Source organism: Shewanella nanhaiensis (assembly GCF_019457885.1).
GTDB classification, from domain to species: domain Bacteria; phylum Pseudomonadota; class Gammaproteobacteria; order Enterobacterales; family Shewanellaceae; genus Shewanella; species Shewanella nanhaiensis.
Map to the genome: position 1 here is coordinate 193,932 of NZ_JAHZST010000004.1, position 26,947 is coordinate 220,878.

The following is a 26,947-nucleotide window of genomic DNA, read 5'->3' on the forward strand; positions in this document are numbered from 1 at the left end:
TATAGGTTTACAGTCAGAGATTTATCATGAAGAACAATTTGCATTGTTGTGTATTTACTTTCTTTTCAAATAAAACATTGAAATTTAATCGTTATAAAGAAGATATAGGAGATAAAAATTATGAGCATACTTAACTCTAATCAACTGGAGAAGTTATTAAGTGACGATAACTTCGCTTCAGGGAATTTTTTACGTAAGGTGATTTCGGTTTCAGACGACATAGATGACCCGTTAATCTATTTAGATGAGCCCTATGTCTCTATTGATGACACTAAATATATCTCTATCAGCTTGAGGGGCCTGCGTTCACTCAGTGAGGAGTATGCATCCTTTTATCATGAGCAGGGGATCGTGGCTAAAGATGTGGTTGGCATTTATGTCGAAGATGGTCTGGATTATATGATTCAGTTTCTGGCTTTAACCAGCCTAGGCGCAGTGGCAGCTTTTTTAAATGGTGGACTGAGTTCGGATATCGCTGCGCTTTATCTAGAGCAGTTAAACGTGAGTGGTATATTTACCACGGAAAAGAAACGAGGCGAAATTAAGGCGTGCTTTAAGAAAGAGGCGAGCAAGCAGATGCCGATCTGGATTAAAGGTAAAGTCACGCCATCTAAGGGGAATTTCCCGGTTGTTTATCCTTTTGAGCACAGTGAATTAGATCCTGTGTTACTGACTCACACCTCTGGCACTACAGGGATCCCTAAGGCTGTTCAATCTTCACATTTTCCCTATTTGCACGGAGTGAAGGATAGGCTTGCCACACCAGTACAGAATATTAGCCGCTTTCTAAACTCACTGCCTCATGCTCACAGTTCAAGTATTGGTTATATTATGGAGGCAACCATACGGGGATGTCCTATTAAAGTCCAAACACAAAAGTCTGCCGAAGCTTTGGCAAAGTCTATTGAAACCTTCCGCCCAGATTATGTTTTGTCTTTTCCTAATCTCTATGTCGATATGTTACGCCTTAACCTGAATGACTATGATTTTAGCTCTATTTTCTACTGGCGCAGTACCGGTGATGCTGCCCATGAGAGGCATGTTCGTATTATGACTCAATATGGTTCTCATCTTGCTGAGGATGGTTCTATTCAACCAGGTTCTATCTATATTGATGGTATGGGATCAACTGAAATGGGTTCTGCCCTATTTACGACGTTGCGGGCTAATGATTCAAAAGATTTCGATCGCTGTGTTGGTAAGCCTGCGGATTATGTCGATGCACAAATTCTCGATGAACATGGTCGTATCATAGGTGAAGATACCGTTGGTTTCTTGGCTGTAAAGTCTCCCTCTGTGATACAAGGCTACTGGAATAATACCAATAAAACTGAGCAGTCTAGAGTCTCTGGCTACTGGGTTACCGGTGATTTAGCCTATAAAGATAGTGATGGAAATTTCTATCATGTCGACCGTATAACTGACCGCATTGAAACCAGCGAAGGTATGCTTTACAGCTTGCAAACCGAAGAGCTGATCATGAAGAAGTTTGATATTATTTTTGACTGTAGCATTTTTAAAGTTGAATCTGAGCTTGGTGGTGAGACAGCCATATTGAAAGCTGAATTGATGGATGAGGACCTATCTGAGCAGCAGACGCAGTTTTTATTGAAGGAGATTAATGAGTGGCTATCTTTGCATAAGGTTCCCAAATTAGCTTCGCTATCGATCAGCAAAAAGAGCGTCATCCATGCACCATTAGGGGTTACAGGTAAGGTATTGAAACGAGTATTAAGAGATCAAAGCGAAACCCAAAAGCTATCAGCTTAATATATCTTGAACAATATCTTGATTGTTTCAGTCAGGTATTAATCTAGAACATGAATTAACTAATATGGTATCCCATGTAAATATACTCTTTACATGGGATATCTTGAAAGTTTCAACGATACCTCACCTACCATTCACTAATTCTACCTTTTATTGCCTTGTTAATATCTACTTACATTGATAAATGAGATGCTCCTTGTTTATATTTTGAGCTTAAATGTATTTTCATTAATGATTTTATCACCGAAAACTTATTAGAATATAAGCCATAGATCTGTTTTTAACTACCACTTAATATATACGAGTATGCTTGGCCCTACCTCTTAATATATATCTGATATAGATTTTTTTTGTAGGGAGTTAGTACTATGACAAGCTTCATTTTTATTTGCGAAGAAATAATACTGTAAAGATTGTGCGTGAATGTACAACCTTGGTAGTAAAAAATAAAATTTAACATAATTTAAATAAAAATAACATTGTAATAACTATGGTTTAAAAGTACATTTTAGTTCTGAAAAGTTGGCTTAATTAAATTATTAATACGGATGTTAGGATGTCGACTCGGATAACAATGGAACAATGGAAAGTATTTGTCGCAATTGTTGAACACGGAGGTAGTGTTCAAGCTGCAGATAAAATGTATAAGAGTCAATCGGCGATAAGCCATAGCCTCAAGAAGATGGAGTCCACACTTAAACACTCATTATTTACGGTTGAAGGTCGTAAATTGACCTTAACCCCTCTGGGGAAACTGTTATTACCTAAAGCAAAATCTCTACTTGGCCAAGCAACGCAGATGGAAGTCTTAAGTAATCAATACCGGGACGGAATGTTAAATGAGATAGCCATTGCAGTAGATGTTTTAGTGCCAATAGATCTATTACAAGATGCGCTCGACCGGCTTGCTCAATGTCACCCTGGATTAAATATTCGGGTATTTGAAACTGCATTATCGGGCACAAAACAGTATTTAGAGGAGGGGGAGGTTCAGTTTGGCATCGCTAGTACTCTGCCTACTGGGCATAATTTGGAGCCTTTTATTTCAGTTCCTTTAGTTTGTGTTTCACATATAGATCACCCGTTACAAAAGATGGACAAGATTAATTATGAAACATTGAAGCAGTACTTTCAGGTCGTTATTAGGGATTCTGGTAAGCAGGCTTTAGATACGGGATGGTTAGGGGCGCCAAAGCGTTGGACTGTCACCAACATATCGACCTCTTTACATTTAGTGTTAGAGGGCAAGTGTTTTGCTTGGCTCCCCGAACATAGTGTGAGTCAATATATTAAGGAGGGGAAGCTGGCACCTGTTCCCTTGGTTCATGGTAAAAAGCGTGGTGTCTTTCTGCAGATGGCGGTTTCAGGCAAGTACAGTTTATTTAAGGAGGTGCAGGACATGGTCTCAATCTTCAGAGATGTAGGGGCTAAGTACCAGCTTGAACAGGAGTTGAGTGAGGAGCTGGATTCGCCGGAGCAAGTTCTCACTAATGAGCCTATTGGTGTTACTGAGTAAATTTATCTGTTAAATTTTTTGCCCTTTAGCTAAGGCTCCGTTTTCGGAGCCTTATTCAGTTTTACAACATGTCGCCGTAGGGGGAACTTGTCGCAAAGCTGATCTTTTGCTGGTAGCCAGCGACTTTTATTGAAGAGGTCGATATTGCCATATCAGTGCCTTCAACAATATTTTTGCCGAACTTATAGACTGATTGATTACGTCCAGTGTGTATGGAGTGTTGATAAGCATCGGCTCTCTCAACTGTTTTCCTATTACTCTCTTTATGGCTAAGCATGCTCATAGCGCCATGGCGTTTCTCTAGCATCTTACGGGCAATTTTGGGGGATAACACCAGTGCGGTGGCATTATTTCCTCCGAACCCTTTTGAGTTAATAAATGCGGCCTCGATCCCCTCACTGCCAACATCTTTATGGTGTTGCAGTAGCTCTAAACGCTGATTGTGAACATCATCGGCGACTTGATCTAAGGTTGGGATCCCAGGGATAAACCCATATTCCCATACACCTAGAGTGGCTGCGAGTTGATCCCCTGAGGCGCTTGCAAGCGAGTGCCCAACATAAGATTTTACTGCGGTGACTGGCCAATTTGTGATATCAAATGCCTGAGCCACAGAATCTAAAACATGGGACTCTGTGATGCGATTTAACGGCGTGCTACTGCCATGAGCTTGTACAAATGTTCTGTGCTTCAGCGACTCTTCACCTATGAGAAGTTTCGCACTGGCTACCGCTTTAGCCAGGGTGATATAGTTGCCGGCTCCAGGTGCTGTGATAGATTTTTTATTGCCATCGGCATTAATGTAGACACTCGGGATCGCCCCTAAAATATTGGCCCCCAACTCCAGCACTAACTTATCGTCAAATAACACGATATATTGCGCTGACTCGCCTATGGTAAAGCCGCAGTTTTTCGCAAAGGGGCGACTGTTTCTGCTGTGATCAACACTCTCTTTATTGAGAAGTTTATCCAGCTCCACCATCTTATCGCTATTGGCTAAAGCGCCCATGGAATTAAAGCCTTCGATGATCTCAGGGGTAATTGGTGCTTCGGCGCTTCCGACAACGGCGACTCGACTCTTTCCCTGCTGAATATCTTGTACTGCATGTTCAAGGTTATATAGAAAACTTGCGCAGGCACCTTGGTGGGAACCGGTAGAGCCTAGATTGGATAATACATAAGAGCTGATAAAATCAGTGCACATGCTGGTTAATCCAAGTGAGAGCTGGGTGGACCTCACCTCTTTACCTGTTAGCCAGCTTGTGAGCAAACCACCTAAACCATCTTCATCCATCTGACCCATTAAGCTTCCGGCATACACAGATATCTCATCGGGGGCGACATGGTTTAACACATCTTCCCAAGGTATTCCCATCGATTGGATGGCATCTGATGCGGCATAAACTGACATCTGCACGCCACGAGGGTGATTTCTCTCTGGGTAGGTGTCACCTGGCAGGAAGCCTTGCGGCATCTGCGCCGCCGCTTGAACGTTTTGTTTTCTTGTTTGCGCTACACTGACATCGAGATTATCGGTGACCTTGATTGAAACCATCTCGTTATCATCAGCGGTGATCAACCAGCTACTTGGCAGTGGTTCAGGCAGTTGCTCCTTTTTCATGATAAAAGAAACGGCGTTATCAACTGCTGGCGCTATGGTTGAGGTGTGATTAAATTGAACTGACTCAAGATCAAATAGCTCTGGTGAGATCTCTCGTATCAGGGTGTTCTCTTTAATTGTTTTGCCAAACCGCTCTTTGATATCTTTTAAGGATAACCTCTGGCCGTCATAACTGAGATAGGTACCATCTTTATAAGTCACTAGCTTCATCATCAAGGCTAGTTCAACATAAGTTTGCTGCATCTGTTCTTCATCTAAACAGTCAATCACCAGACGTTTATACATTTGATGAAATGATGATCGTCCGGCTGCATTAATACCACCATAACCGACGATAATGGGTAAGTTAGACATAACACTCTCCTGAGAATTAGTAGGTTCTATCGCTAATAAGGGATAGATAATCTTTGCTTAACTGGGGTTATTACGCTTATCGATTGGGGTTATTCAAGCTGCTGTTTTAGTCGGAACTTTGTGAGTTGAGCGCAAGCAACCTTTTTACGCTCACCACTTGGCTCAATTTTAAATGCGTGACATTCAGTAAAAATAAGGTTGCGACCATTTCGGGTTATTTTAGCTTCGAACTCAACGGTTTGACCTAGTGTGCTCGCTGACATTAATGAGGTGTTAAAGCTACTAGTTAGCGCATATTCGCCATCTTCCAGTGCTGGGATTGTGGCGAGCATGCTGGTGACATCTAGCATAGAGTAGATCACTCCACCATGAAGGGTATGGCTGAGGTTATCTATCGCTTCGGTTACCACTAATTCGCATTTACAGTAGCCAGCCTCTTGGTGAACGATTTTTAAGCCACAATATTTTTGGTAGCTATGTAAGATTAAATTATCGCTTAGCTGTTTAGCGTAATCAGATATTACAGGTGTCATATTATTCATTCCTTTTTATAATAATCGACTGATCATTTCATTCATGACTTCGGTAGAGCCGCCACCTAAACCGAGTAGGCGTGCATCTCGATAGATCCGCTCAGCTTGTGAGCCTGATATGCAGCCACTGGCTCCATGGATCTGTACCGACTTAGCCGCCACCTCCTCCAGTATTTCAACAGCCTGATTTTTAGCGATAGCAATCGCTTTGGCGTCAGGTCCCGATACCGTGACAGCTGCGATATATTGGTTGATATAGGCTCTGCATAGCTCAATCTTGCCATGCATATCTGCTAATCGGTGTCGAATGATCTGCTGCTCAAATAGAGGGGAGCCCTGAACTTTGCGCTTTTTGCTGTACTCTAGTGCTGCTTCGAATGTGACCATGGCTGAGGTGTTTGCCATGACGGCTAGGTTTAAACGCTCCTGCAGGAGAATTTGCTGCAGTAATCTTCCAGCTTGACCTGGCTCTCCGACTCTGGTTGCTTTTACTCGATTGAACTTAATCGATGCAATAGGTAAACCTTGCCAGCCAAGGCAGGGGATTTCTGATGATGTAATACTGTTTTTATCTGCTTTAACTAAAAACAGTGTTAATTTTTTATCCAGACGAGCCGCAGTTAACATGTAGTCCGCTCTACCACCGTTACAGATAAAGGTTTTTTCACCCGATAACAGGTATTCTCCTTCTCCCTCTAAGCTTGCTTCACATTGAATACTCTTCAGATCTGATCCCGCTTGGGGCTCTGTTAACGCCAGTACTAATGTTTTCTTGCCGCTAAAGACCTGCTTACAGAGCCTTGTATATGTTTGGGGCAGCGTTGTTTTAAAAGCATTGAGACTGACAAAATGGGAGGCAAGCGCCATCACCATGGCTTGTGAGCCACTTCGAGATAGCTCCTCAATGAGCACTTTACGGCATGCCAGATCATCGTGAAATTCATCTTCAGGATTTTGCCCAAGAGAGAGGATGTTCTCTTTGGCTGCGAGGGCATGTAGCTCCAATGGGTATGAGCCACTCTCCTCCCAAGTGGCTAAATTTGGCCGTATGACGCTATCGACAAATTTAATGACCTTTTCTCTGTATATTTCAACGTCCATTTTGCTCTCCTAAGCTGAACTTTTTAAAGGTACTGCCTGATAACCAAGGGGGCGTTTAAGCTTAAATTCTTGATAGTTAGAGTATTCTGCACCTTGATAAAAGATATTGACCACCTCACTCATCTCAGCTTGTAAAATGTTGAGATTAGTATTGGCCCTCTCTTGATAGCGGGTTAATACCTGAGGCAAGGTTTGTTTGTCACAGTTAAGGAGTTGATGAGACAGGGTGAAGGCATTTTCAAGCGCCGTTGTGATGCCGAACCCAAACTGGCTTAGCTCACCTTTTAATTTCATACCTAAGGATAGATTTAACCCAGAGAACCAAGAGGTGCCTCTTGGCTGGCTTGTGAGCACTTTTCGCTTGGTATGTTTTATCTGGGTGTTTTTTATCATTGCGAGCACAGGCTCTGGCAGATCTTGCAGCCTCTCTTGCAGATCTGATTTTTGCCATAGCGCTTCATTGCCATGAAGGTAGAGCACAGACCAATAGCGTTGCTTACTGACTTTATTGATACAATGGGTGAGTAATCTTGCATTTTCACAGAGAAACATCTGGCTAGTATCATCGGATAAAAGCCCGTCATCAAAACAGGTGACGCCGCTGTACATCGCCATGCAGGTGTCACTTGGTGTTTCATTTGAAGTCAATCTATCTAAAGCGGAAGGTAAATTATCTGCGTTGATCACCAGATCGAAAGCTTGAGTGCTGCCGTTATCAAAGTGCACTATACTCTTGTTATTTATCTGAGTGATATTTGTGCAACTCATCCCACAGTGTATCTGCTTATCTCCTAACGTGTTCGCCATCAGTTGCAATAGACCTTGATGCTCAAAAGCAAAGGAGAGTGCGCTTTGTGCAGACTCAGTGTTTTCATTGGAAAGCTGAAGGATATGCTCGCCGCTAGCGTTGTGCACCTCCATACCATTTATCGGGTTACCCACATTAAGCAGCTGATCGTGGCTTAAGATTGTGCGTAATACATCGACTCCCTGAGGCCAGATGAGTGCCCCTAATGACACTTCATCTGTTTCTATTAGGGAGGGGCTAGACTCAAAAACTTCGATATTTAAGCCACACTGCCTTAGCATTAATGCGCAGGCTAAGCCATTGATGCTAGCTCCAAAAATCCCTATATTCATGCTGCAACCTTGCTATGCAGTTTAGCTTCGGTGCCGATAGAGAACTGCTTCTGTAATAAACATAAGCTGGTTAGTTCCATCAACATAGGATCGATTAACGCCTGCTGGTGACGAGTCATTTGAGGCAAGTTATCGAGTAAGCTGCGTACTTTTGTGGCTTCAAAGAAGGGAAGCTTCTCCAACTCCTGGCTAGATAAGGTATCCCTGACAAGTTGATACAGTCTTCCCTTTTGCATCAAGGTTGCTGGTGGTGCTCTAAAATAATGTTTCTTACGTTTGTACAGATCTTCTGGCAGGTAGGGCTTCATCGCTTCACGGAAGATATGTTTCTCTGTTGAGCCTTTGACCTTGACCGATACTGGCATGCGGGCAGCTAGCTCTACGAGCTTATGATCTAGCAGTGGCACACGGCCTTCAATGCTGTTCGCCATCTCCATTCGATCACCTAAGGTGGTGAGTACAAAATTAGGCAGATAAGATTTAGCCCATAGGTACATGGAGCGATGAACGGGATCGAGGCCCTCTATACGTCTATGATCTAATTGATTATAAAACTGTTGATAGGGAGCCACATTAGAGAATTTCTGCCGTGTACTGGCGTTATACATCTTCTCCAATGCTTTAAACCAACCCGCCTGATTGTCTAGCCAAGAAACTCCGTGTCCCAACTGTTTTAGCATCCAGTTGATATCTTCAGGCATATCCGGTCTTGAGTAACCAGACTCACTCTCTTCCAATTTTTTTGTTAATGAACTAATAAGCCCAGCATCTTGGTTTTGATTGTTAAACAAGATCATGTCACGGCGAAAATGTGGGTAGCCAGCAAACACCTCATCGGCTCCCTCTCCGGTCAATACCGTTTTAAATCCGGCATCTCGAACTGAGCCGCTAAGCATATATTTAGCCACTCCATGGGCATTAAAGAAGGGGGTTTCGTTATGCCATAAAGCCTGGGTGAAATTATCTGCTAGATCGTCTTGGGTGACGGGAATGGTATGAAATCTAGCGCCGCTATGCTCTGCTGCCAGACGTGCAAAACGATTCTCATCGTAGTCATTCATATCGGTAAAAGATAGGTTAAAGGCATCCATCTTAGTACCGGATAGTTGGCTTGCCATCCCTAACATTGCCGATGAATCGATACCACCTGAGAGGTACACGCCCATAGGTACATCAGAGCGCAGGCGCAGTGACACAGACTCTTCAATCGCGTCATGGACCTGAGCCACTAACTCCTCTTCGTTAAAGTGATTATTTTGCAGCTCTTCAGCACTGTTATATTCGATATCCCAGTAACAGTTTTGCTTGATACCACCTGGGGTAATAAATAGCTGATGTCCTGGTGGGACGCTATTGATGCCTTTAAATAGGGAGCGATCGCGTAGATAAAAGCCTCGGCTGGTGTAGGAGTCTTCATCCCATATCGCTGGTACACCGGCGGCTAAGATGGCTTTAATTTCAGAGCCAACATAAATGGCGCCATCATGCTGGGCGTAGTAGAGGGGTTTTATTCCCATGCGATCTCTCATCAATACCATAGTGTTGTGATGACCGTTATAGAGTACAAGAGAGAACTCTCCTCGAAGACGTTCCAGTCCAGGAATGCCATACTCTCTATATAAATGCAGTGCGATCTCACTGTCGGAGTTGGTGCTAAATTGGTAACCCTTTGCCTGTAGTTCACTACGAATTTTTTCAAACTCGTAAAACTCGCCATTCACCACTATTTGCAGTTGACCATTATCGGCACTAATTGGTTGTAAGCCATTGTCTAATCCGATAATACTTAGGCGAGCATGACCGAGCGCAGCTCGCCCTTTTTCGTCCATCCAGATATTATTTTCATCTGGACCTCTGTGGTTTATCTCAATTAAGCTTTGCGTTAATGCAGAGCGGTGGATCACCGAGTTGTCACCAGTTTTATAGATACCAATAAATCCGCACATACTTGCTTCCTTTCTAAATGCTGTCGTTAACGTTGAATGTCAGTAGTTATTAATTAAGAGACTTTTTTGAGTTCATTTGACTCAGGGGTATTCACACCATAGACACGTCTGAATCCATCCACCTTTTCAAGGCGAAATTCGCGGTTACTGAATTTAGGCATTACCTGATTTTCATGATCTGCCAATGATTGATAGAACCAGCTTGTGTATTTCTCATGGCTTAATGCTTGACGATTGCTAAGCATCTCCTGATGCTCCTTGACTCTTAGATGTTGACGATACCCAGGAACGACTTGAGCGCTAAAGAATTCACCCACCGAGCCTGAGCCATAACTGAATAGGCCAATGTTTTGCTCGGTTAAATCTTGTGGGTTATTTTCTAGCAAAGAGAGCAGGCCGATGTAGAGTGATGCCGTGTAAGTATTGCCAATTTGGCGACCGTAAAGCAGGCTATGTTCATAGCTGAGATCGGTTAATTCAGCCCCTTGCTGAGGTTCGCTCTCTTTCAAGGCTGTAAAGGCTTTCTTTGACATCTTTGTGAATGGCTGGTGGAAGCATAACCAAGGCAGCTCGCTCAGTTGATGGCCACCATTATCTTTATAATTGCTCCAAGCTTGGCGCATCGATTCTAAGTAGACTTCAATGGACAGATGGCCATCTACCTGAGCGGCTTTGTGACCATTAGGGCGCCAGAAATCCATCACATCGAAGCTGTGCGTGCCATGAGCATGGTGCAGGTTTAGCAATCGTGGGTTTGCACTTATTACCATGGCTAACGCACCAGCTCCTTGAGTGCACTCACCGAGCGAGTCCTGTTCATAGCGGGCGATATCGGAGGCGATAATGAGGATCTTCTCATCGGGGCGCTGGCGTACCATGTCAGTTGCCATTTGTAATGCTGCAGTGGCGCCATAGCAGGCCTGTTTAAACTCAATGACTCGGCAGTTTGACTTAATGCCAAGCAATCCATGGACAAAAAGCCCTGCTGATTTTGATTGGTCGATGCCACTTTCGGTGGCTAGAATCACGGTAGAGATAGATGCTCTTACATCATCGGTCAAAATGGGGTTTGCAGCTCCTGCTGCCAATGTCACTATATCTTCATCTGGTGATGGGACCGACATCTTCTCTTGGCCTAAACCGTATAGATATTTATTGGGGTCTATACCGTGTTTTTCCGCTAAATCGGTTAATGGGTAAAAACTTTCAGGAACACAGAGACTGATACTATCGATTCCAACATTCATTATTAATTCCTTTTTCATGAGTCAAATTAAAATCAACTAGCAATGAAATACCGGCTAGCGAGTTAGGAAAAGATTCTAAAAAGAATTTATTTAGAGAGATAATGAATTAATCTTGTTTTTTCAATTCAAATAATTCATACGTAATCTTTAAGGTTGATATACAGTCGCTTAACGCAAGGAACGGTAAATGAAAAATATATCGAAACAAAAAATCATAATGAATATTTTTGTAGCTTTATATTAGGTTTGTGATTCAGGTGGAATTTGATGCTGTGTAGTCTTCACTCTATAACATAAAGAGGGGATTTTATTATGACAGTATTAATATGGTTAAGTTATGAACTAGCAGCTTTATATCTAGCTGTTAGTTCATAATTTGATCATTTATCTTGTTTATTAAAGGGAACATGATTAAAAAGCTTCATCTTTTATTAAATAATCTTCAACGTTATTGATGCCCATATAATCCCTTAAGTGAGGAGAGGTCAGGTCAACGCTGGGACCAGATGGAATGATACCATTAGGGTTTAGTTGCTTGTGACTACGGTAGTAATGGCGCTTGATATGCTCCATATCAACGGTTTCGGCTATGGCTGGGGTTTGGTAAAGATCACGCAGATACTCCTTTAGATGCACATAGTCAGAGACTCGATGGCGACAGACTTTAAAGTGAACAAAATAGACCACATCGAATCGGATCAGAGTGGTAAAAAAGTTCAGATCCGCTTCTGTTAATGTATTACCCACTAAGTAACGATGCAGAGATAGGCGATGATTTAGCTCATCAAATGCCTTAAAAACCTTATTGATAGCATCATCATACTCGGCTTGTGCTGTCGCAAAACCAGCTTGGTAGATACTGTTAGTGATGTGTTTATGGATATATTGATTGATTCTGTTTATGTCTGGCTGACGACTCGGTGGACTGTAATCATAATCCCCCTTACTGTAACTAGCGAACACGTTATTAAACATGCGCATAATATCCGCAGAGTCATTACTGACAATGGTTTCACGCTCCTTATCCCATAACACGGGGACTGAAACTTTCCCTGTATATTGTGGATCCGCTTGCAGGTAGAGTTCATATAAAAAATGCTCACCAGAAACCTCTAACCATTCGGGTAGACTGTGATGTTCAAATCTCCAACCATTTTCCCCTTTAATGGCATCAAGTTGGGTGACAGAGATGATATCTTGTAACCCTTTAAGCTTTCTCATTAGCATGACGCGATGAGACCAAGGGCATGCGGGAGAGATAAATAGGTGGTAGCGCCCAGGCTGTGCTTTAAATAATCCTGTGTCATCCTTGACTATCCAATTACGGAATTCACTCTCAGAGCTATTAATTGCCTTTCTTTCACTTTGCTTTACTTGCTTAAGAACACCATTTATTAGCTCTTTATTCATGACTCGATCCTTGTCAGTGTCTTTAATTATTTAACAACTATATGGATAGTTTACATGTTAGATTTGAAATAATAATTAGTCATAAATGAAATTGATTATTAATCTGAAGTTAATAGTCGCTCCCCATTGGATTTTTAACAAAAGAAATATACTTTGGGAAACTCATGTTTTTAAATACCAAATTGGGTTATTGACTCTCGATCTTTATCTTATTATTAAGTTAGAAGGTAGGTTGAAAGTTACTGTGTAGTAGAGATCTGTGTTTTAGTTTATTATCCAATTTGGATCTCTTTGTGAGAAAAAGGCATTAAGACCCTCCTGCCCTTGAGAAGAAACCCTGATTGCAGCAATTGACTCGCTCGTTTGTGTCAGTAGCTGTGAATTTATCTCTCTTCCCATGACATCAAAAATTAACTGCTTTGATTGCCGAACAGCCTCTGGACCATTCTTAAGCAGATTTTGGATGACACTGCTGACCGTAAGCTCTAGCTCATCTTGCTCTATAACCTCGTCGACTAGGCCTAACTCTTTAGCTTTTTGAGCAGAAAAACGCTCTGCTGTTTGGAAATATCGACGACAGGCATTCATGCCTATAGCATTGATTACATAGGGGCTTATAGTTGCTGGTATCAAGCCTAACTTGACTTCACTCAGGCAAAAACTAGTTCGTTTTGTGGCAAAGACCATATCGCAGCAACTGGCAAGACCTACACCTCCGCCAAATGCTGGGCCCTGAATTTGGGCGATGGTGGGAAGAGGGAGAGTATTCAGGGTCTTAAGCATTTGGGCCATTGCGTTAGCATCCGTGACATTTTCCTGATAGGAGTAATCGGCCATGCTTTTCATCCAGTTAAGATCGGCGCCAGCACAGAAGCTTTTCCCTTTTGCCATGAGCACCATGGCCCGGAGTTCTTGATTAAGGGCTATCTCATTAAAAATGTTGGTGAGCGTGGTGATCATACTGTCATCAAAGGCGTTATGTTTATCTGGATTATTTAAGATCACATAAGCTATCTGCTTGCCTTTGATTTGAAGTAACACTTTCTCTTTGCTGTTTTCCATCTTTGCTTCCTACTGATACAGGTTTAGTAATTGGGCTTCTTAACGAGTCGCTCTGCTGCTGGTTCGATCTCTTTTTGTACCACTTTCTCTTGCCACTGCTCTGGAGAGATAGCTTGCATAGCGATGGAAACGGCACCCGCTTCGCAGTGCAATGTGTCACAGAGCAGTGCGGTTATCCCCTTTACTAAATTTACCTCTTGCTGTTGAGTGACTCCTGGAAAATGTTTGATATTAATGTGTGGCATCTGCTCTCCTTAATATATTGTTTATTTAGTGATTAATGGGTGTTGGCAACGACGCCGCATTGGGGCATATCCGTGAGTCCGATATCACGGGCGTGCTGTTCAAAACGTTTATTTTTCCAAAAAAACGCACCGGGCATAGTTGTGGGTATGACCAACACATAGAAGAGGGCTCTCCCTACGGTGGCATAGATGAACACAGTGCATATCAGCAGCCCTGCTAGCACTAAAGATTGCGTGGAGTTATTGGTCGTGAAGATAATAAGAATTGAGAGAAAACAGGCTAATACCATTAGCGCGTTACGCGCCAGATAGCTTTTACCAAATAGGGTCTTCTGGATATAGTGGGCGGCAGCGCCCTCACCACTGTCTTGGTTTAGGTAGCGAGCGTGGAAGATTAAACCTAGACCTTCGCCAATCACTCCCAGTAAAGTCAATGAGGCTGCGATTTTGATAATTTGTGAGATGTCATCTCCTGCGAGGAGTATTGCTGGTATGGCGAAGATTGCGAATAATCCTGCACCTAAACTCAATAGGCTAGCGAAAAATGAGCTCAATACCTGCCAATGATTCCAAAAAGGTCGCGCTTCAATGCGGTAGATACAGTGCATGAAGTAGACGCCTATCAGCCCACTTACAATGGCGATACCTGCACTAGCATTTATCAGATAACTCAGCCATTGATGGGAGAGCCAAAGCTCAATAAAAGAGAGCAAGGTAAAGCTTGATAGGCAGCCAAAAAAAATGGCGATGGCAAAGGCTTCTCGGCTCAGGGGAGAGTATCTTAAGTTATTAAAGCCACGGTAAAAACGCAGTGGTTTACCTAAGTGTAGTGTTGATAGAAATAACACTGTCATCTGAATAACGGATAAAGCCAGTAAACTTGGTAGATAGAGTGCACTGGATTTGATTGAGACAAAGCTGTCAATTTCAAGGTATGAGCCTAGAAGTAGTATTAAAAAAGCGCCAATAACAGCTTGAGTACTTAAGGTAAAAATAACCAGTGGATTCTCTCTGGAACTCAGTTTACTTAAACTCCAAAGACGTGTTTTATCGGTTTTTTCATCGACAGTGGAGGTAAATTCGCTGCCGTTTTGTTTCTCATATTTTATTGGGCTTGAATCGGTACGAACCATCTGATCCGGCAGTGATTTTGTTTGTTGGAACCTGATATTTGGCTGGGTTATCTCAGGTGATGGAAAGCCCGGGATCTGGGTTTTGGCTTGCTCTCTATTTTGAGGCGTGTTTTCGATAACGCCAAAATCTAATGCATTACCTAGGCAGGCGGAAACACAAGCTGGCTTAAGCCCCTCTTCAAGGCGATCTACACACATGTTGCACTTAGATACTTGGCCTTTTACTGGATCAAGTTGAGGTGCGTTATAGGGGCATACCCAAGTGCAGTAACCGCAGCCAAAACAGGTTTCTGGGTCTTGCAGAACGGCGCCATATTCGGCGTGTTTAGTGTAGGCTCCAGTGGGACAACCTTTTAAACATACAGGGTCGTCACAATGGTTGCAGGCCATGGAGATGTTCATGCGCTTGTAATCAGGGTAACTGCCACCCTCAACATAGCCCACGGAGCGAAAGGCGAGGTGAGCTGGATTGTTATTTTTTTCGCTGCAAGCCGATTCACAGGCATGGCAGCCGATACAGTTATCGGCATTGAAGAAAAAACCGTGCTGCTTATTGCGGTTAGGGTTGTCGCCCACCCTGTTTTTTCCATTGATATTCATGGAACGGTTGGGCGAGGTGTTTGCATGAGTGATATCGATGAGATCAATTCGTTTACCGTAGCGGTTTGTCTCTTTTGCTGGTGCATCTGATAGCTTGGCATAGTCCCGCTCGCCGGGTCGAACCTCCCACACCGAGACGCCTAACCCCTCTGTTTTCTGCTTATCTTTTTGTGGACTCGTTAAGCTTACTTCTGCTTTTGAACTCATAATGTCATCCCTGAATTTTGTCATCGTTCCCCTTGTGTAGGGTCAAAGTATTGAATTAGAAGTGTCGACGTTTAAGGCTTAACTGCTCGGCTTCTTGTTGATCGACAGGTACGATGCGCACCGCACACTGTTTAAAGGCGGGTTGTCGAGAGTGGGGATCGAGTAGGCCTAAGGTTAAACGGTTCACGCAATCAAAAAAATGAAAGGGGACGAATACCATATCCGGTGCAACCCTGTGTGTGAGTTGCACCATGGCTACAGCATCGCTGCGTCTCGATATCAAGCGCACATACTCTTGATGTTTCACTCCTAGTTTTTTGGCTGCATCTGGGTTCATCTCCATGTAGGGGATAGGACTAAATTTATTACAGTTGCCGATCTTTCCTGTGCGAGTGCGAGTATGAAAATGCTCTACCACTCGACCGCTATTGAGCCAGAAAGGGTAGCGTTTATCTGGTTTCTCATTATTGTCGAAAAAACTAACGCCAATGAGATTGGCTTTCCCATCAGCAGTTGGAAAATGACCATCTGTGTAAAGCCTAGCTTGACCTGTTTCTCCCTCTCTGCAGGGCCATTGAATCCCAGTTGCTTGTTCAATCTTGTCATAGCTCATGCCTGAGATATCCAATAAACGCTCACTCCCCTTAGATAGGGCTTTCATCTCATCAAACGCCAGCTCTGGGGATGGTGGAAAAGGGATCTTACTGCCGTGGTCAAAATATTTTGCCATCTGGGTAAAGATCCAAAAATCCGATTGAGAGTTAGCATAGTTGGGAACAGATTTTCGGGTGAGGTTGATTCGGCGCTCGGTATTGGTAAAGCAGCCCTCTTTCTCTGCCCAGATAGCGGCAGGGAGATACACATGGGCATATTGATTGGTTTCCACATCGCTGTAGCTATCCTGCACAACCAGAAAGTCCAGTTTCTCCAGCGCTTTGCGGATACGGGAGGTGTTCGGCATTGATGTCATTGGGTTAGTGGCGACGAGCCAAAGCCCTTTTATTTCGCCTGTTTCTATTGCTGGGAAGATATCCGTTTCGGTTAAGCCCCTTTTTTCTGGGAAAAAGTCTGGGGTGATGCCCCAAAAATCTGCAACTTGCTGGCGGTGTTCGGGGTTCTCTAATGCTCGATAGCCAGGGAGGCCTGAGCAGGAGGACCACTCCCGAGTGCCCATGGCGTTACACTGGCCTGTGATCGACAAGCTGGTCCCACCGGGTTTACCAATATTGCCGGTGATGAGGTTAAGGTTGTTAATATTTACGACCCCATCAGAGCCGTGGGTGCTTTGATTAATTCCCATGGTCCAAATACTCATGGCGGTTGCTGCTTTGGCATAAAGCCGCGCGACACTGCGTATGGTGTCCTCATCGATACCACAGACTTTTTGGGCTAATTTCGGGTTATAGTCCTCAATGATTTTGGTGAGCTCAGATAAGCCTTTGGTGTGTTGTTCGATAAATGCAGTATCTGCTAGGTTTTCATCAAAAATCACATACATCATGGCATTGATTAATACGCAATCTGTACCAGGGGTGACAGCTAAATGAATGTCGGCCATCTGGGCGAACATGGTGACCCGTGGATCGACCACAATCAATGGAAATGGACGTTTTTCGCGGGCCTCTTTTAGGCGCCAATAAATAACTGGGTGTTGCTCCGGTAAGTTAGAGCCAAACGCCATCAAGCAGTCGGTTTTATCAAAGTCATCATAACAACCGGGTGCTCCATCGGAGCCAAAAGAGCGTTTATAACCGGATACGGCAGAGGCCATGCACAGCGTGGTATTACCGTCGTAGTTATTGGTGCCGATACAGCCCCGAACTAGCTTGCCTAAAGTGTAAAACTCCTCTGTTAGCAGTTGACCTGTCGAGACCACGGCAAAAGCATCTCGTCCATGTTTCTCCTGAATTGTTTTGATTGCTGTGGCAGTTTTATCCATGGCTTGTTGCCAAGATGCTGGCGCGAAAGGCTCATGATGATGCTGGCGAATTAGCGGCTCACTACCGCGACCTTTGGAATCAAACAGCTCATGCTCAAGCAGCCCCTTGATGCAAAGCTTTCCTCGGTTTACATCGGCTTTGGCGTTGCCTCGGCTGGTGATGACTTTTCCTGAACTGTCCAGACCAAGTTCAATTGAGCACCCTGTTGAGCAGTAAGCGCAGGTAGCGTAAGACCAGTGTGCAACTCTCTTTTCCGGAATAACGATAGGCTTAATGTTTTTTCTGCCAAAGAGCATAGATCCGCCAACTAAATTAAAAATTGATATTAATAAGAGTGAGCAAGATAAAAGAGTCGTGAAAAACAGAAAAATGATTTTTTTGAGTTGTACCTATTAATTTTTTATGTAAGACGCAATGAGCTGTTAAAGATAATAATAATGTCAGTTTCACGATTATAAATTGAGAAATTTTGAGTTCGTTTTAAATTAATTAAGGAAGATAATAATGAAGTTAAATAAACTCTTGATGCCACTGACTTTAACTTTATCGAGTGTGTGCTCATTTAATGCTACAGCTGTGGTTGAAGACGTAGAGCAAGGTGAGCAATTCGGTATTATAGATAGCATAAGTGATAAACAGGGATATAAGTATCGAGCGCTTTGGAAAGAGCCCCAAGATACAAAGATGGCGATGAATAACCCAGATCTCTATGCATGGCGCCTGTTTATTGCCATGAACTGGCCTGGCAATAGGGATAACTGCCGAGCAGATCAAGATAAAGAGTTTGGTGCACAGGGATATTCGACTTGGCAGTTATGGCGTGAAGTTGAGCAAACTTTCCTGCCTAATGCACAAGAGCCTAAGTCATGGCGTGAAGCGTGCCGTACTGCAACTGATGCTGAGCTGTTCGATCGCCCAACAGATCCTCGTTATACCACTTTGGCAGATGAAGATACCCGCTTAAACAGAGCTGCGTACAATCATGTGCGTAAAAACAAGCTTTACAGCCGAGATGAGCAGGAGCGTTTAGTTGCACAGGGGGTCAAGTCACTGGTTTTTCCTTTGAAGGCAAAAGAGGCTAAAGCAAACTGGGTACGGATCGATGAAGCCGATAAACCTAGATACCACTGGGTCGAGACAGAGAGTGAAGGTGTCACTGAGATCTGGGGCTTGGCAGGTTTGCATATCATGACCCGTGACATGCCTAAATGGCACTGGTCTACATTTGAGCATGTGGATAATGAAACTCGCTGGCCTTCGGTATACCCAGAGGCATTTAGAGGTTGGGATGAGATCCCTTCATCTGATAGCGCCGCTTGCCCAGCTGATAACCTTGCCTGTAATCAAGTACCAGAAGGTCTTGGGATTGAGGGAACCCGCTGGGAAAACTACCGTTTACGTGGCAGTCAGATTGATTGGGTCGACAATCGAGGCAAGCCTACAATTTTGCCTAACTCGAAAATTGAGGGCGACTTTGATCAAGGCTCTATGTCATGTATGACCTGCCATGCATTGGCAGTGAAAGGGGAGTCTAATGATGGCCATTTCCCTATCGGTCTAAACCCTGGAGTCAATGAGGAGGGGTTACCTATGGGTTATGTCGGTGTGCCTTCACCTGAGTTATTCCTCGATGAAAATGGGGAAGAGGTCACCTACATGGAGTTGGACTTTATGTGGTCTCTGCGCCATGCGCAGCGTGAAGAGTAAATTGTTCACTCTTAATCAATGGCTACCTTAGTGGGTAGCCATTTTTGCTTTTAAGCAAAAGCTTCTAATCATAAAGTGAGGGCTTATGTCATCAATTAATAGCAATATGAAGTTGTGGTTAATGGGGCTATTTTTAGCCCTTGTTGTATTGATTGCTAAATCGGTGATTGATGCGGGAGTACACCCGATATACGTGTCATTTTTTCAGGCGTCGGGCAGTGCTCTCTATCTTATATCTACTGGCGCCTTTAAAGGGGTCAAGTTAACGTTAGTGAAAAGGCATTTCTCTTTTTTTGTGATCGCCTCCTTGTTGGGGTTTACCATACCGCAACTCATTGTGTTTTCTTCAGTTAATCATGTTGGGGTCGGAATAGCATCACTCTCCTATGCGCTACCATTAATCGTGACTTATCTGATCTCATTAAAGATGGGGCTAGAGCCTTTTAACATTAAAGGCCTGCTATTTTTGTTGATCTTGGTTGTTGGAACGTTTGCTTATCTGTTTCGCTCTGAGTATATCCTTGATTTTTCAGGTTCTTGGAGCTGGATAATTTTGTTGTCCCTATCACCTATCTCCATCGGGATTGCCAATGTTTACCGTTCGGTAAAGTGGCCGACAGGTTTACCTGTGCTCCATGTTGCGCTCTTAACTAATCTGTTTTCAGCTATCACTTACCTATTTTTGATATTTATCTTAGCGCCAAGGTTTGATATCGCATCAAGTGAGAAACTCAATGTGACGCTCTTGCTGATTATATTGATGTTGCTTTCTGGCTCAGGACAGTTTCTATTATTCTCTTTGCAAAAGAGTGTAGGACCGGTATTTATTGGGCAAACAGGAAGTATTGTGACTTTATTTGGTGGGGTTTTAGGTTACGTTTTTTATGGAGACAGTTACTCTATCTACACCTTTATCGGCTCGCTATTTATCTTTATTGGTGTATTTTATTACAGTAAATATAAGCTCTTATATACCCAGAACTAGTCCTTGGTACGTCATGTTTATAGTTTAGATTTGAGTGCGTTGCAGCTTTTAGATGATAAAAAAGCCGGTTGTGAAACCGGCGATAAACTAATACCAATCAGTATAAAGATTTGATCGCTCAGCGAGAGTTTAGCGGTCCTGAGGCAAGGTCTTTAATTGCTCCTGCATTAATGACATTCACCACATCCATGTGGTTTGCAACGAGTGAAGAGCATAGTGAAACTAGGGTTAAGCTCACTCTTTGTTTATAAAAAGTCACAGCATCAGAACCGCTAAAACTCGCCTGTAAGGAGTGTTTTTGGCTGCCTACTTCTGCGTTGAATGAACTCATAAGGGAATAACCATTCTATCATCCATTCGCCTTGAATTAGTTTGCCAAAAGACACTCTGAGTAGATCAACTTCTTATACTGATTGGTATAATACCTCTTTAAAAATAGTTTTCAGCGAGTACTTCGCTTAGTGGTAATTGCCCGCCGCGAGGGTGAGCCGACTTCTCTGCCGTTCCTATGGCGATCATCATGGCAATCACATAGCCTTGTGGCAGACGAATGAGTCGAGCCAACTCCTCTCTGTCAAACCCCACCATAGGACAGGTATCATAGCCTAGCTCTTTAGCTGCTAACATCATGGTCTGCGCAGCGATTCCGCAAGAGCGCATCGCTTCATCTCGCTGGATCTGCTCTTTGCCGTTGTAAAAGGCATCCATCATGGGCAGTAGCATATCTTGGGTTTCTTGAGGACTGTTGATGACATAGCGCTCTGGCCTATCATTCCACGCGTTAATGTCAGCACATAAAACGACTAATTCGGACGCATCGGCTACTTGAGCTTGTCCCCATGCGGCACTTTTTACTTTATCGCGTTGGTTCTTGTCTGTAACGCGAACAAAACGCCAGTGCTGGATATTGTAGGATGTTGGTGACAAGATCACCGCTGACATAATTTTATCAAAATCCTCTGCAGGCATTTCGGCATCGGCATGATAGTGTTTAACGGCTCTGCGCTGTTTAATTGCTTGAAAAACTTCCATGGTTTTCTCCTTAATAAGTGAACACTTAACTCACTGCTTTTGGCTTGGATTCAATCTAATAAATCAAGTGGTTATTCATGCTTTACTTTATAAGGTTTTAGGTTGACTGATTAGCGGGTATGTCGGAAACTCATCGTTGACTTTAAGTTGACAATGGTAAAAGTATGGACACTTTTTCGGCAATACCTGTGTTTGTGGCTGTAATAGAGAGCGGCAGTTTTTCTCAAGCCGCTTCACGCTTAGGGATAAGTAAGTCGGCGGTCAGTAAACGGATCAGGCAGCTAGAGGATAAGCTTGGAGTTCAGCTACTGCACCGAACAACTCGCCAACTTAGTTTGACAGAGGCGGGAGAGCGCTATTTCGAGTATGCGCTGAAATCCTATATCGCCGCGGCAGAAGGGGTCGATTCGGTCACTCAACTGCAAGGAAATCCTAAAGGTGAGCTTAAAGTAAACTCCCCCATGTCATTTGGCCGCTTGCATATTGCGCCACTTGTGGCCGACTTTTTAGCCAAGTACCCAGATATCACCTTGAATATGGTGATGGATGATAGAGTCGTTGACTTGGTGGAGGGGGGATTCGATCTGGCGATTCGTGCTGGAAACTTACAGGACTCCACCCTGATAGCTCGCCGTTTAGCGCCATGTCGCAGTGTGATATGTGCGGCGCCTGAGTACCTTGAAAAACTTGGTACACCATTGATTCCGACAGACTTGAGCAGGCACAACTGTATCAACTATGCCTATTTTAGTGGCGGCAGTGAGTGGACCTTTCATATGGATACGGGTCCGCTCAAAGTGAAGGTCAGTGGTAACTATCGGGTGAATAACAGTGAAGCGCTGCAAAAGGCTATCCTATCTGGCTTAGGTATCGCTAAGATCCCCACATTTATCGTCGGCCAAGATATCGCAGAGGGCAAGCTAATTCCCCTGTTAACCGACTACCAACTCCCTATGCAGACATTTTATGCTGTGTTTCCTGAGCGGCAGCACCTACCCGCCAAAGTTAGGGTTTTTCTTGACTTTATTTTGGAAAGATTAGGTGGTGAGCAGCCCTATTGGGATAGAGGTATTTAATATCAATCGGTATTTGAATCATATTGTGATCTCAATATAGGAATACCATACGGTAAGTGGGTTATTGTATCGACCGTTAAGGATGATGATTGTCAACCAGCCTCAGAGCCTAAACTGTTCACCTGTTTACTTCATTTTGTGTATCTCTATTGCCTCAAATAGAGAAGGGGAGCTGCTGAGAGCTGAGTGTAATAAAACCAATAATTAATCAATATTGTTATCAGCTAAGGTCATATTCCATGAAAAAACTTCTACTTTGTACGCTATGTGCAATCTCCCCTTTTGCCTATTCATCGACAGAAGCGGTTTACCTTCACTATGATGAGGTGCTTGATGGTGCAACTGACTACCAAAAACAGATCAAGTTGAATATTGATCTATCGGGGAATACGGTGATCGGGAAAACGGAAACGGGCGCGCTGATCTCTGGTCGAGTTGAAAATACCAATAGCCAATATATCGGCTCAGGTGACAAACCTAGGTTTCAATTTGAGATCCATCAAGGTGAGACTCGAAACTGGTATTTTGGCCAAGTTAATGGCAAATATTGGGAAGGTGTCTGGTTTGGAGCTAACGGTGAGAAAGGTGACTTCTCACTCTACACAGATCTGTTGACCAAAGAGGTGCCTCAGTTTGAGAATATTATCGCCTATTACGCTGATGATGTGTTTCAAGTCGGCGGCAATAATACTCACAACGGTCTGAACTCAAGCTTCCTTATCGATTCAGATAATTTAGAGCCGCATTTCACTAATCAGGAGTATTTCGATACCAGTAAAGGCTTGTTCTTGCAGGCGGATGTACGTCACGGCAATCTGCCCATGTCATTTTACATGGACTTTGAAAAGCCAATGGGGATGAAGACTTTCCGTCTAGGTTCATATAATAACGGTGAAGGCACTCGATTACGCACATTCACTTTTGATATATGGAAACATGGTGAGTGGGAAACCGTAGGCAGTTTTGAGTTTGCACCTATATACGCACCATCGTATCAAAGACAGGAGTTTAACCTACCACGTATGGTATATGCCGATCGCATTCGTATCTCAGCCAACGCAACTGATGATTACACCAATGGTAGCAAGGTGCTGATGTGGGGCCTCTCTTTTAAACGTTAGTCTTGCATTATTGGATTAGCTACTAGGTAGAAGTAAATCAATGACTTCTACCTTACTCTGTTACTTACCTACGTCTAGATACTTCTCCCTTCCTTAAGAACATTAGCTACAGCTTAATTTTAAAACTTGTTTGGTTATCATTATGAGTGTAGTGTAATGCATTAGTGCTATTTGTATTATAAATAACACTAGTGGTGGTTGCTAAAGGATGAGCTAGTTGTTTAACAAGGGAGATTAATAATAAGAAGAGGATAACAATGAGACTAAAGCGATTATTGAGTTTAAGTTTTTTGGGGGGAACCCTTTTAACGGGATCATTTTTGAGTATTCCTATGGTGTCAGCGGCGAGTGAGGTGAAAACACCTCCTTCCGGTGCTGTCATGCGAGGGAAAGGACCTGGTGGTAACAGTTATTGTGACCTTGCTAGAGGAACAAATGTAGACGGCGGATATTGTCAGATAAAATGGAGCGATCTCCAAACAGGTCGATTTAGCCAACAACAGTACGATTCAAAAGAAAGTGAGGAAGAGAAAGCGGAATACCTGAATAGTAAATTTAACTTTTCTCTTATTGATAACGCACTTGCTCAAGCTAAAACTTTTAATGATGACAAATTAGTAAGAGTCAACCAAGATCTAGGTGACGACGAAAAACTAACTGAGTTAGCGACAGAGGATAAGTTTAAAGTACTCTTGAGAGTCCGCGCTGGTGTCGATTCCCCTCAGTGGGTAAAAGACTCTACTAAAGTGATTGATTGGTATTTTAAGAGCTTTGAGGCTACTCAGAAACATGAGCTGCCGGCATTTTGGACCGATAAATATCAGGGCGCATACCTGTCCTTAATGAGAGGATTAGCGGCTAAATATGATGACAATGAGCTGTTTGGAGCGGTTGCCGCGTCCATGTGTATGACAGTTCATGCAGAGATCATGTGGAATCGAACCGGACGTAAGAAAGATGCTGACGGCAATGAGATCCGCAATGCTGATGGTAAAAATCCCCGCCAGGTAAATATTGCTGCAATGACAGATGACTCGGTGTTAGGGAGTGATGTGTACACTAATACTAAGGATTATGCGTGTCTAGAAAAGCAGGTGAATATCCACAATAACACCTGGAAGCGCACGCCGAGTATTTTCGGTAGCCACCTTTATCAAAAGTATTATCTGACAGAAAAAGATGCGAATAATGCTGCCGATGAACTCGGTAAAAGCCGCGGTAAAATTGATGCTGGCGATGCTACGACTTTGCTCGGTAAAACCCGTGATATCTTCAACCACTGTCGTGACAAATTGGGTGATCGTTGTGTGTTAGGTAACAATAGCCTAAGAGATGATGAAGTCGCGCAGAACAACAACATTTACGATGTACTGCTTGAGTTTGGAGCGCCGCTTTATTTCCAAACCAATGTTTTTGGCTCGGTAGATGATGGCAAAGATCCGAAAGATGCCTTTAGCTATGAAGATATGTTGGCTGCCATGACTCTGGCAGGGAGCACTTTTGAGGCCTTTATGGTCGAGATGGCCATGGGCTGGGATTGTGATAATGAATATGACAAAACAGGTTGTACCAAAGCTGACGAGCACTCCGAGGCCTCTAATTTCACCACTCCTCGTGATGTGTTGAAGAGTAACGGTAGTAACCAGTAGCTCAAGAGAGCTTAAGAGAGTTAATTCAATATATGCAAGGCGGCTGCATAGGCCGCTTTTTTTTGTCCCAAATTGGCTCACCTATGCTGGACTGTTTCTTCTACTTTATGATTAGCAGTTAGTGCAGTTACTCTTTTTAGACTGAAAGTCGATGATATTTCCCTGCTTATCGATGGAGAATTCACAACATTCATTGAACAGTGAATGAAGCTGTTTACGACTCTTTTGTACTCTTGATTTCAGCGTAGAGTATTTAATACCAAGTTTTTCTGCGTATGCTTTTTGAGAGGTTCCCTCGATCTCTACAGCAGTTAATATCGCAGCGTCCTCTTTTGGCAGTCGGCTAATAAATGGCGCTATGCACTGCGATAACTGTTCTAACATCTCTTTTTCTGGCTTGTTGTACCAGAGATCGTTTGGGGCAATATCTCTCTCTTTTCCACGCTGTCGATAGAAATCGATAATGGTGTGATGGGCTATCTGAAATAACCAAGATTTGATCTTCTTGCTGTCATGGACTGTGGCTAAGTTTTTGTAGGTTTTAATTAATATCTCCTGCAGTAGATCGTCAACATCGTCAATATTAGACACATTCTTATGTAAGAAGGCCTTAAGGCTAGTTTGATACTCTGACCATACTTTTTCTACATTCATGACAAGCGGTTCTTAAATTCTGTTTAAATTATTAGATTAAGTGAGTGAAGAGGCACTCCATAAGTACCTCTATCTGTAACCGTTTTTAATGGTTAGCCACAACAGCTAGTTGAACGACAAGCCGTACTTTGTATATCTTTTCCTTCAGTGAGATACGTGTTGCTTAGGTAAAAGTCGCTAAATTTCTCATTAAAATCTGCTGCAACGGATTTATCCGCTAAGCCTGTAGCTAACACAGCTTGTTGCCATGCCTGTGCTTTAGGCAACCCACATAGGAAATCAAACCCAGAGTGCGCCTTAACGATGGCAGCACGGTGGAGTATAGGTAGCCAGGCGATATCAATGTTACTTAAGGTATCAGATTTAAAGAATTTACTCTGACCCGACAACTGCTTCTCAACCTTGTGAAAAGCGGTTTGGAACTTATCTGTACGTTGCTCAAACGTCGCTTTATCTTTACTGCTCATGGTTCCACATTGAGTTAGATAATTCTTTGAGCCTAAATAGCTCCAAGCCCTGTCTAATGCGCGCTGTTCATTAGTTACACCTTGCTCTAATGGACCATGCTCGTCATCAATGTACTCAATAATGGCATCTGACTCAAACAGAGTCACACCATTAGTTGTGATCATAATAGGCACTTGCCCATTAGGTGAAACGTCAAGAAACCATTGGGGTTTATTATTTAAGTCGATGTACTCAATCTCGTAAGGGATCTTCTTTGCTTCAAGTGCTGCGGTTACGCGCTGGACAAACGGACAGATTTTAAAACTAACTATTTTGATCATTCTACGCTTCCTCAATAAAGGTAAATTTTATTCACACCCATAAGACGAAGAGGAGCAGAAAAAGACGAAACTTTTTTGAAAATAATTTCGATATAGTGCTTGTGGGAACG

General features: G+C 43.2%; 22 protein-coding genes. 7 read left to right on the forward strand and 15 right to left on the reverse strand.

Going from position 1 to position 26,947, the window contains the following annotated elements; translation table 11 throughout:
* The first annotated feature begins 120 nt into the window (after positions 1-120).
* Positions 121-1,770, forward strand: coding sequence for a class I adenylate-forming enzyme family protein (locus K0625_RS07555; protein ID WP_220109134.1), 1,650 nt, complete (start codon positions 121-123; stop codon positions 1,768-1,770).
* A gap of 574 nt (positions 1,771-2,344) precedes the next feature.
* Positions 2,345-3,286: a LysR family transcriptional regulator gene (locus tag K0625_RS07560; protein ID WP_220109135.1), complete on the forward strand. Its 942-nt coding sequence runs from the start codon at positions 2,345-2,347 to the stop codon at positions 3,284-3,286.
* Positions 3,287-3,347: 61 nt separating this feature from the next.
* Here the strand turns inward: K0625_RS07560 and K0625_RS07565 are convergent, their stop codons facing one another.
* The 11 genes from K0625_RS07565 to K0625_RS07615 form a co-directional block, all read right to left on the reverse strand.
* Positions 3,348-5,261: a beta-ketoacyl synthase gene (locus K0625_RS07565; RefSeq protein ID WP_220109136.1), complete on the reverse strand. Its 1,914-nt coding sequence runs from the start codon at positions 5,259-5,261 to the stop codon at positions 3,348-3,350.
* A gap of 89 nt (positions 5,262-5,350) precedes the next feature.
* The gene (locus K0625_RS07570) at positions 5,351-5,794 is read right to left on the reverse strand and encodes a PaaI family thioesterase (protein WP_220109137.1); all 444 of its coding nucleotides are present in this window, start codon (positions 5,792-5,794) and stop codon (positions 5,351-5,353) included.
* A 15-nt stretch (positions 5,795-5,809) separates the two neighbouring features.
* The gene (locus K0625_RS07575) at positions 5,810-6,895 is read right to left on the reverse strand and encodes an acyl-CoA dehydrogenase family protein (protein ID WP_220109138.1); all 1,086 of its coding nucleotides are present in this window, start codon (positions 6,893-6,895) and stop codon (positions 5,810-5,812) included.
* 9 nt (positions 6,896-6,904) lie between these two features.
* Positions 6,905-8,035 (reverse strand): flavin-dependent monooxygenase, encoded by a 1,131-nt coding sequence (locus tag K0625_RS07580; RefSeq protein WP_220109139.1) that lies wholly within the window; start codon positions 8,033-8,035, stop codon positions 6,905-6,907.
* On the reverse strand, positions 8,032-9,981 hold the full coding sequence (gene asnB / locus K0625_RS07585) for an asparagine synthase (glutamine-hydrolyzing) (RefSeq protein ID WP_220109140.1): 1,950 nt from the start codon (positions 9,979-9,981) through the stop codon (positions 8,032-8,034). Before asnB ends, K0625_RS07580 begins: the two co-directional genes overlap by 4 nt.
* Before the next feature lie 53 nt (positions 9,982-10,034).
* Positions 10,035-11,228, reverse strand: coding sequence for a hydroxymethylglutaryl-CoA synthase (locus K0625_RS07590; protein ID WP_220109141.1), 1,194 nt, complete (start codon positions 11,226-11,228; stop codon positions 10,035-10,037).
* Between the two features lie 411 nt (positions 11,229-11,639).
* Positions 11,640-12,638: a glutathione S-transferase family protein gene (locus K0625_RS07595; RefSeq protein WP_220109142.1), complete on the reverse strand. Its 999-nt coding sequence runs from the start codon at positions 12,636-12,638 to the stop codon at positions 11,640-11,642.
* A gap of 264 nt (positions 12,639-12,902) precedes the next feature.
* Positions 12,903-13,700: an enoyl-CoA hydratase/isomerase family protein gene (locus tag K0625_RS07600; protein ID WP_220109143.1), complete on the reverse strand. Its 798-nt coding sequence runs from the start codon at positions 13,698-13,700 to the stop codon at positions 12,903-12,905.
* Positions 13,701-13,723: 23 nt separating this feature from the next.
* Positions 13,724-13,945, reverse strand: a complete 222-nt coding sequence (locus tag K0625_RS07605; RefSeq protein WP_220109144.1) for a tautomerase family protein — start codon at positions 13,943-13,945, stop codon at positions 13,724-13,726.
* A 32-nt stretch (positions 13,946-13,977) separates the two neighbouring features.
* Positions 13,978-15,885 carry a DmsC/YnfH family molybdoenzyme membrane anchor subunit gene (locus K0625_RS07610; protein WP_220109145.1) on the reverse strand — a complete coding sequence of 636 codons (1,908 nt, stop codon included), beginning with the start codon at positions 15,883-15,885 and terminating at the stop codon, positions 13,978-13,980.
* 55 nt (positions 15,886-15,940) lie between these two features.
* Complete coding sequence (locus tag K0625_RS07615) at positions 15,941-18,121, reverse strand: molybdopterin oxidoreductase family protein (protein WP_220109146.1); 2,181 nt, start codon at positions 18,119-18,121, stop codon at positions 15,941-15,943.
* Between the two features lie 208 nt (positions 18,122-18,329).
* Here K0625_RS07615 and K0625_RS07620 point away from each other — a divergent pair, with 208 nt between their 5' ends.
* Positions 18,330-19,532, forward strand: a complete 1,203-nt coding sequence (locus K0625_RS07620) for a hypothetical protein (protein WP_220109147.1) — start codon at positions 18,330-18,332, stop codon at positions 19,530-19,532.
* A gap of 85 nt (positions 19,533-19,617) precedes the next feature.
* A complete protein-coding gene (locus tag K0625_RS07625; protein ID WP_220109148.1) occupies positions 19,618-20,517 on the forward strand; it encodes an EamA family transporter in 900 nt (299 codons plus the stop codon).
* 118 nt (positions 20,518-20,635) lie between these two features.
* On the opposite strand, the gene K0625_RS07630 is transcribed toward K0625_RS07625, so the two are convergent.
* Both K0625_RS07630 and K0625_RS07635 read right to left on the reverse strand, forming a co-directional pair.
* Positions 20,636-20,848, reverse strand: a complete 213-nt coding sequence (locus K0625_RS07630) for a hypothetical protein (protein ID WP_220109149.1) — start codon at positions 20,846-20,848, stop codon at positions 20,636-20,638.
* Positions 20,849-20,946: 98 nt separating this feature from the next.
* Entirely contained in the window at positions 20,947-21,549 is a 603-nt protein-coding gene (locus K0625_RS07635) for a nitroreductase family protein (RefSeq protein ID WP_220109150.1), read from the reverse strand.
* A gap of 164 nt (positions 21,550-21,713) precedes the next feature.
* Here K0625_RS07635 and K0625_RS07640 point away from each other — a divergent pair, with 164 nt between their 5' ends.
* From K0625_RS07640 to K0625_RS07650, 3 genes are all read left to right on the forward strand, one after another.
* A complete protein-coding gene (locus K0625_RS07640; RefSeq protein ID WP_220109151.1) occupies positions 21,714-22,625 on the forward strand; it encodes a LysR family transcriptional regulator in 912 nt (303 codons plus the stop codon).
* A gap of 239 nt (positions 22,626-22,864) precedes the next feature.
* Entirely contained in the window at positions 22,865-23,746 is an 882-nt protein-coding gene (locus tag K0625_RS07645) for a hypothetical protein (protein WP_220109152.1), read from the forward strand.
* Positions 23,747-24,066: 320 nt separating this feature from the next.
* On the forward strand, positions 24,067-25,395 hold the full coding sequence (locus K0625_RS07650) for a hypothetical protein (protein WP_220109153.1): 1,329 nt from the start codon (positions 24,067-24,069) through the stop codon (positions 25,393-25,395).
* 111 nt (positions 25,396-25,506) lie between these two features.
* Here K0625_RS07650 and sigZ read toward each other — a convergent pair whose 3' ends face one another.
* Both sigZ and K0625_RS07660 read right to left on the reverse strand, forming a co-directional pair.
* Positions 25,507-26,049, reverse strand: a complete 543-nt coding sequence (gene sigZ, locus K0625_RS07655) for an RNA polymerase sigma factor SigZ (RefSeq protein ID WP_220109154.1) — start codon at positions 26,047-26,049, stop codon at positions 25,507-25,509.
* Between the two features lie 92 nt (positions 26,050-26,141).
* Complete coding sequence (locus K0625_RS07660; RefSeq protein WP_220109155.1) at positions 26,142-26,837, reverse strand: glutathione S-transferase family protein; 696 nt, start codon at positions 26,835-26,837, stop codon at positions 26,142-26,144.
* Positions 26,838-26,947 lie beyond the last annotated feature (110 nt).

Bases quoted from the DNA above. Each gene is read 5' to 3' on its own strand.
- K0625_RS07570 (WP_220109137.1), bottom strand. From the start codon at position 5,794: ATGACACCTGTAATATCTGATTACGCTAAACAGCTAAGCGATAATTTA.
- K0625_RS07565 (WP_220109136.1), bottom strand. From the start codon at position 5,261: ATGTCTAACTTACCCATTATCGTCGGTTATGGTGGTATTAATGCAGCC.
- K0625_RS07595 (WP_220109142.1), bottom strand. From the start codon at position 12,638: ATGAATAAAGAGCTAATAAATGGTGTTCTTAAGCAAGTAAAGCAAAGT.
- K0625_RS07625 (WP_220109148.1), top strand. From the start codon at position 19,618: ATGTCATCAATTAATAGCAATATGAAGTTGTGGTTAATGGGGCTATTT.
- K0625_RS07620 (WP_220109147.1), top strand. From the start codon at position 18,330: ATGAAGTTAAATAAACTCTTGATGCCACTGACTTTAACTTTATCGAGT.
- K0625_RS07640 (WP_220109151.1), top strand. From the start codon at position 21,714: ATGGACACTTTTTCGGCAATACCTGTGTTTGTGGCTGTAATAGAGAGC.
- K0625_RS07580 (WP_220109139.1), bottom strand. From the start codon at position 8,035: ATGAATATAGGGATTTTTGGAGCTAGCATCAATGGCTTAGCCTGCGCA.
- K0625_RS07660 (WP_220109155.1), bottom strand. From the start codon at position 26,837: ATGATCAAAATAGTTAGTTTTAAAATCTGTCCGTTTGTCCAGCGCGTA.
- K0625_RS07615 (WP_220109146.1), bottom strand. From the start codon at position 18,121: ATGCTCTTTGGCAGAAAAAACATTAAGCCTATCGTTATTCCGGAAAAG.
- K0625_RS07600 (WP_220109143.1), bottom strand. From the start codon at position 13,700: ATGGAAAACAGCAAAGAGAAAGTGTTACTTCAAATCAAAGGCAAGCAG.
- K0625_RS07575 (WP_220109138.1), bottom strand. From the start codon at position 6,895: ATGGACGTTGAAATATACAGAGAAAAGGTCATTAAATTTGTCGATAGC.
- K0625_RS07560 (WP_220109135.1), top strand. From the start codon at position 2,345: ATGGAACAATGGAAAGTATTTGTCGCAATTGTTGAACACGGAGGTAGT.
- K0625_RS07605 (WP_220109144.1), bottom strand. From the start codon at position 13,945: ATGCCACACATTAATATCAAACATTTTCCAGGAGTCACTCAACAGCAA.
- asnB (WP_220109140.1), bottom strand. From the start codon at position 9,981: ATGTGCGGATTTATTGGTATCTATAAAACTGGTGACAACTCGGTGATC.
- K0625_RS07635 (WP_220109150.1), bottom strand. From the start codon at position 21,549: ATGGAAGTTTTTCAAGCAATTAAACAGCGCAGAGCCGTTAAACACTAT.
- K0625_RS07610 (WP_220109145.1), bottom strand. From the start codon at position 15,885: ATGAGTTCAAAAGCAGAAGTAAGCTTAACGAGTCCACAAAAAGATAAG.
- sigZ (WP_220109154.1), bottom strand. From the start codon at position 26,049: ATGAATGTAGAAAAAGTATGGTCAGAGTATCAAACTAGCCTTAAGGCC.
- K0625_RS07555 (WP_220109134.1), top strand. From the start codon at position 121: ATGAGCATACTTAACTCTAATCAACTGGAGAAGTTATTAAGTGACGAT.
- K0625_RS07590 (WP_220109141.1), bottom strand. From the start codon at position 11,228: ATGAATGTTGGAATCGATAGTATCAGTCTCTGTGTTCCTGAAAGTTTT.
- K0625_RS07630 (WP_220109149.1), bottom strand. From the start codon at position 20,848: ATGAGTTCATTCAACGCAGAAGTAGGCAGCCAAAAACACTCCTTACAG.
- K0625_RS07645 (WP_220109152.1), top strand. From the start codon at position 22,865: ATGAAAAAACTTCTACTTTGTACGCTATGTGCAATCTCCCCTTTTGCC.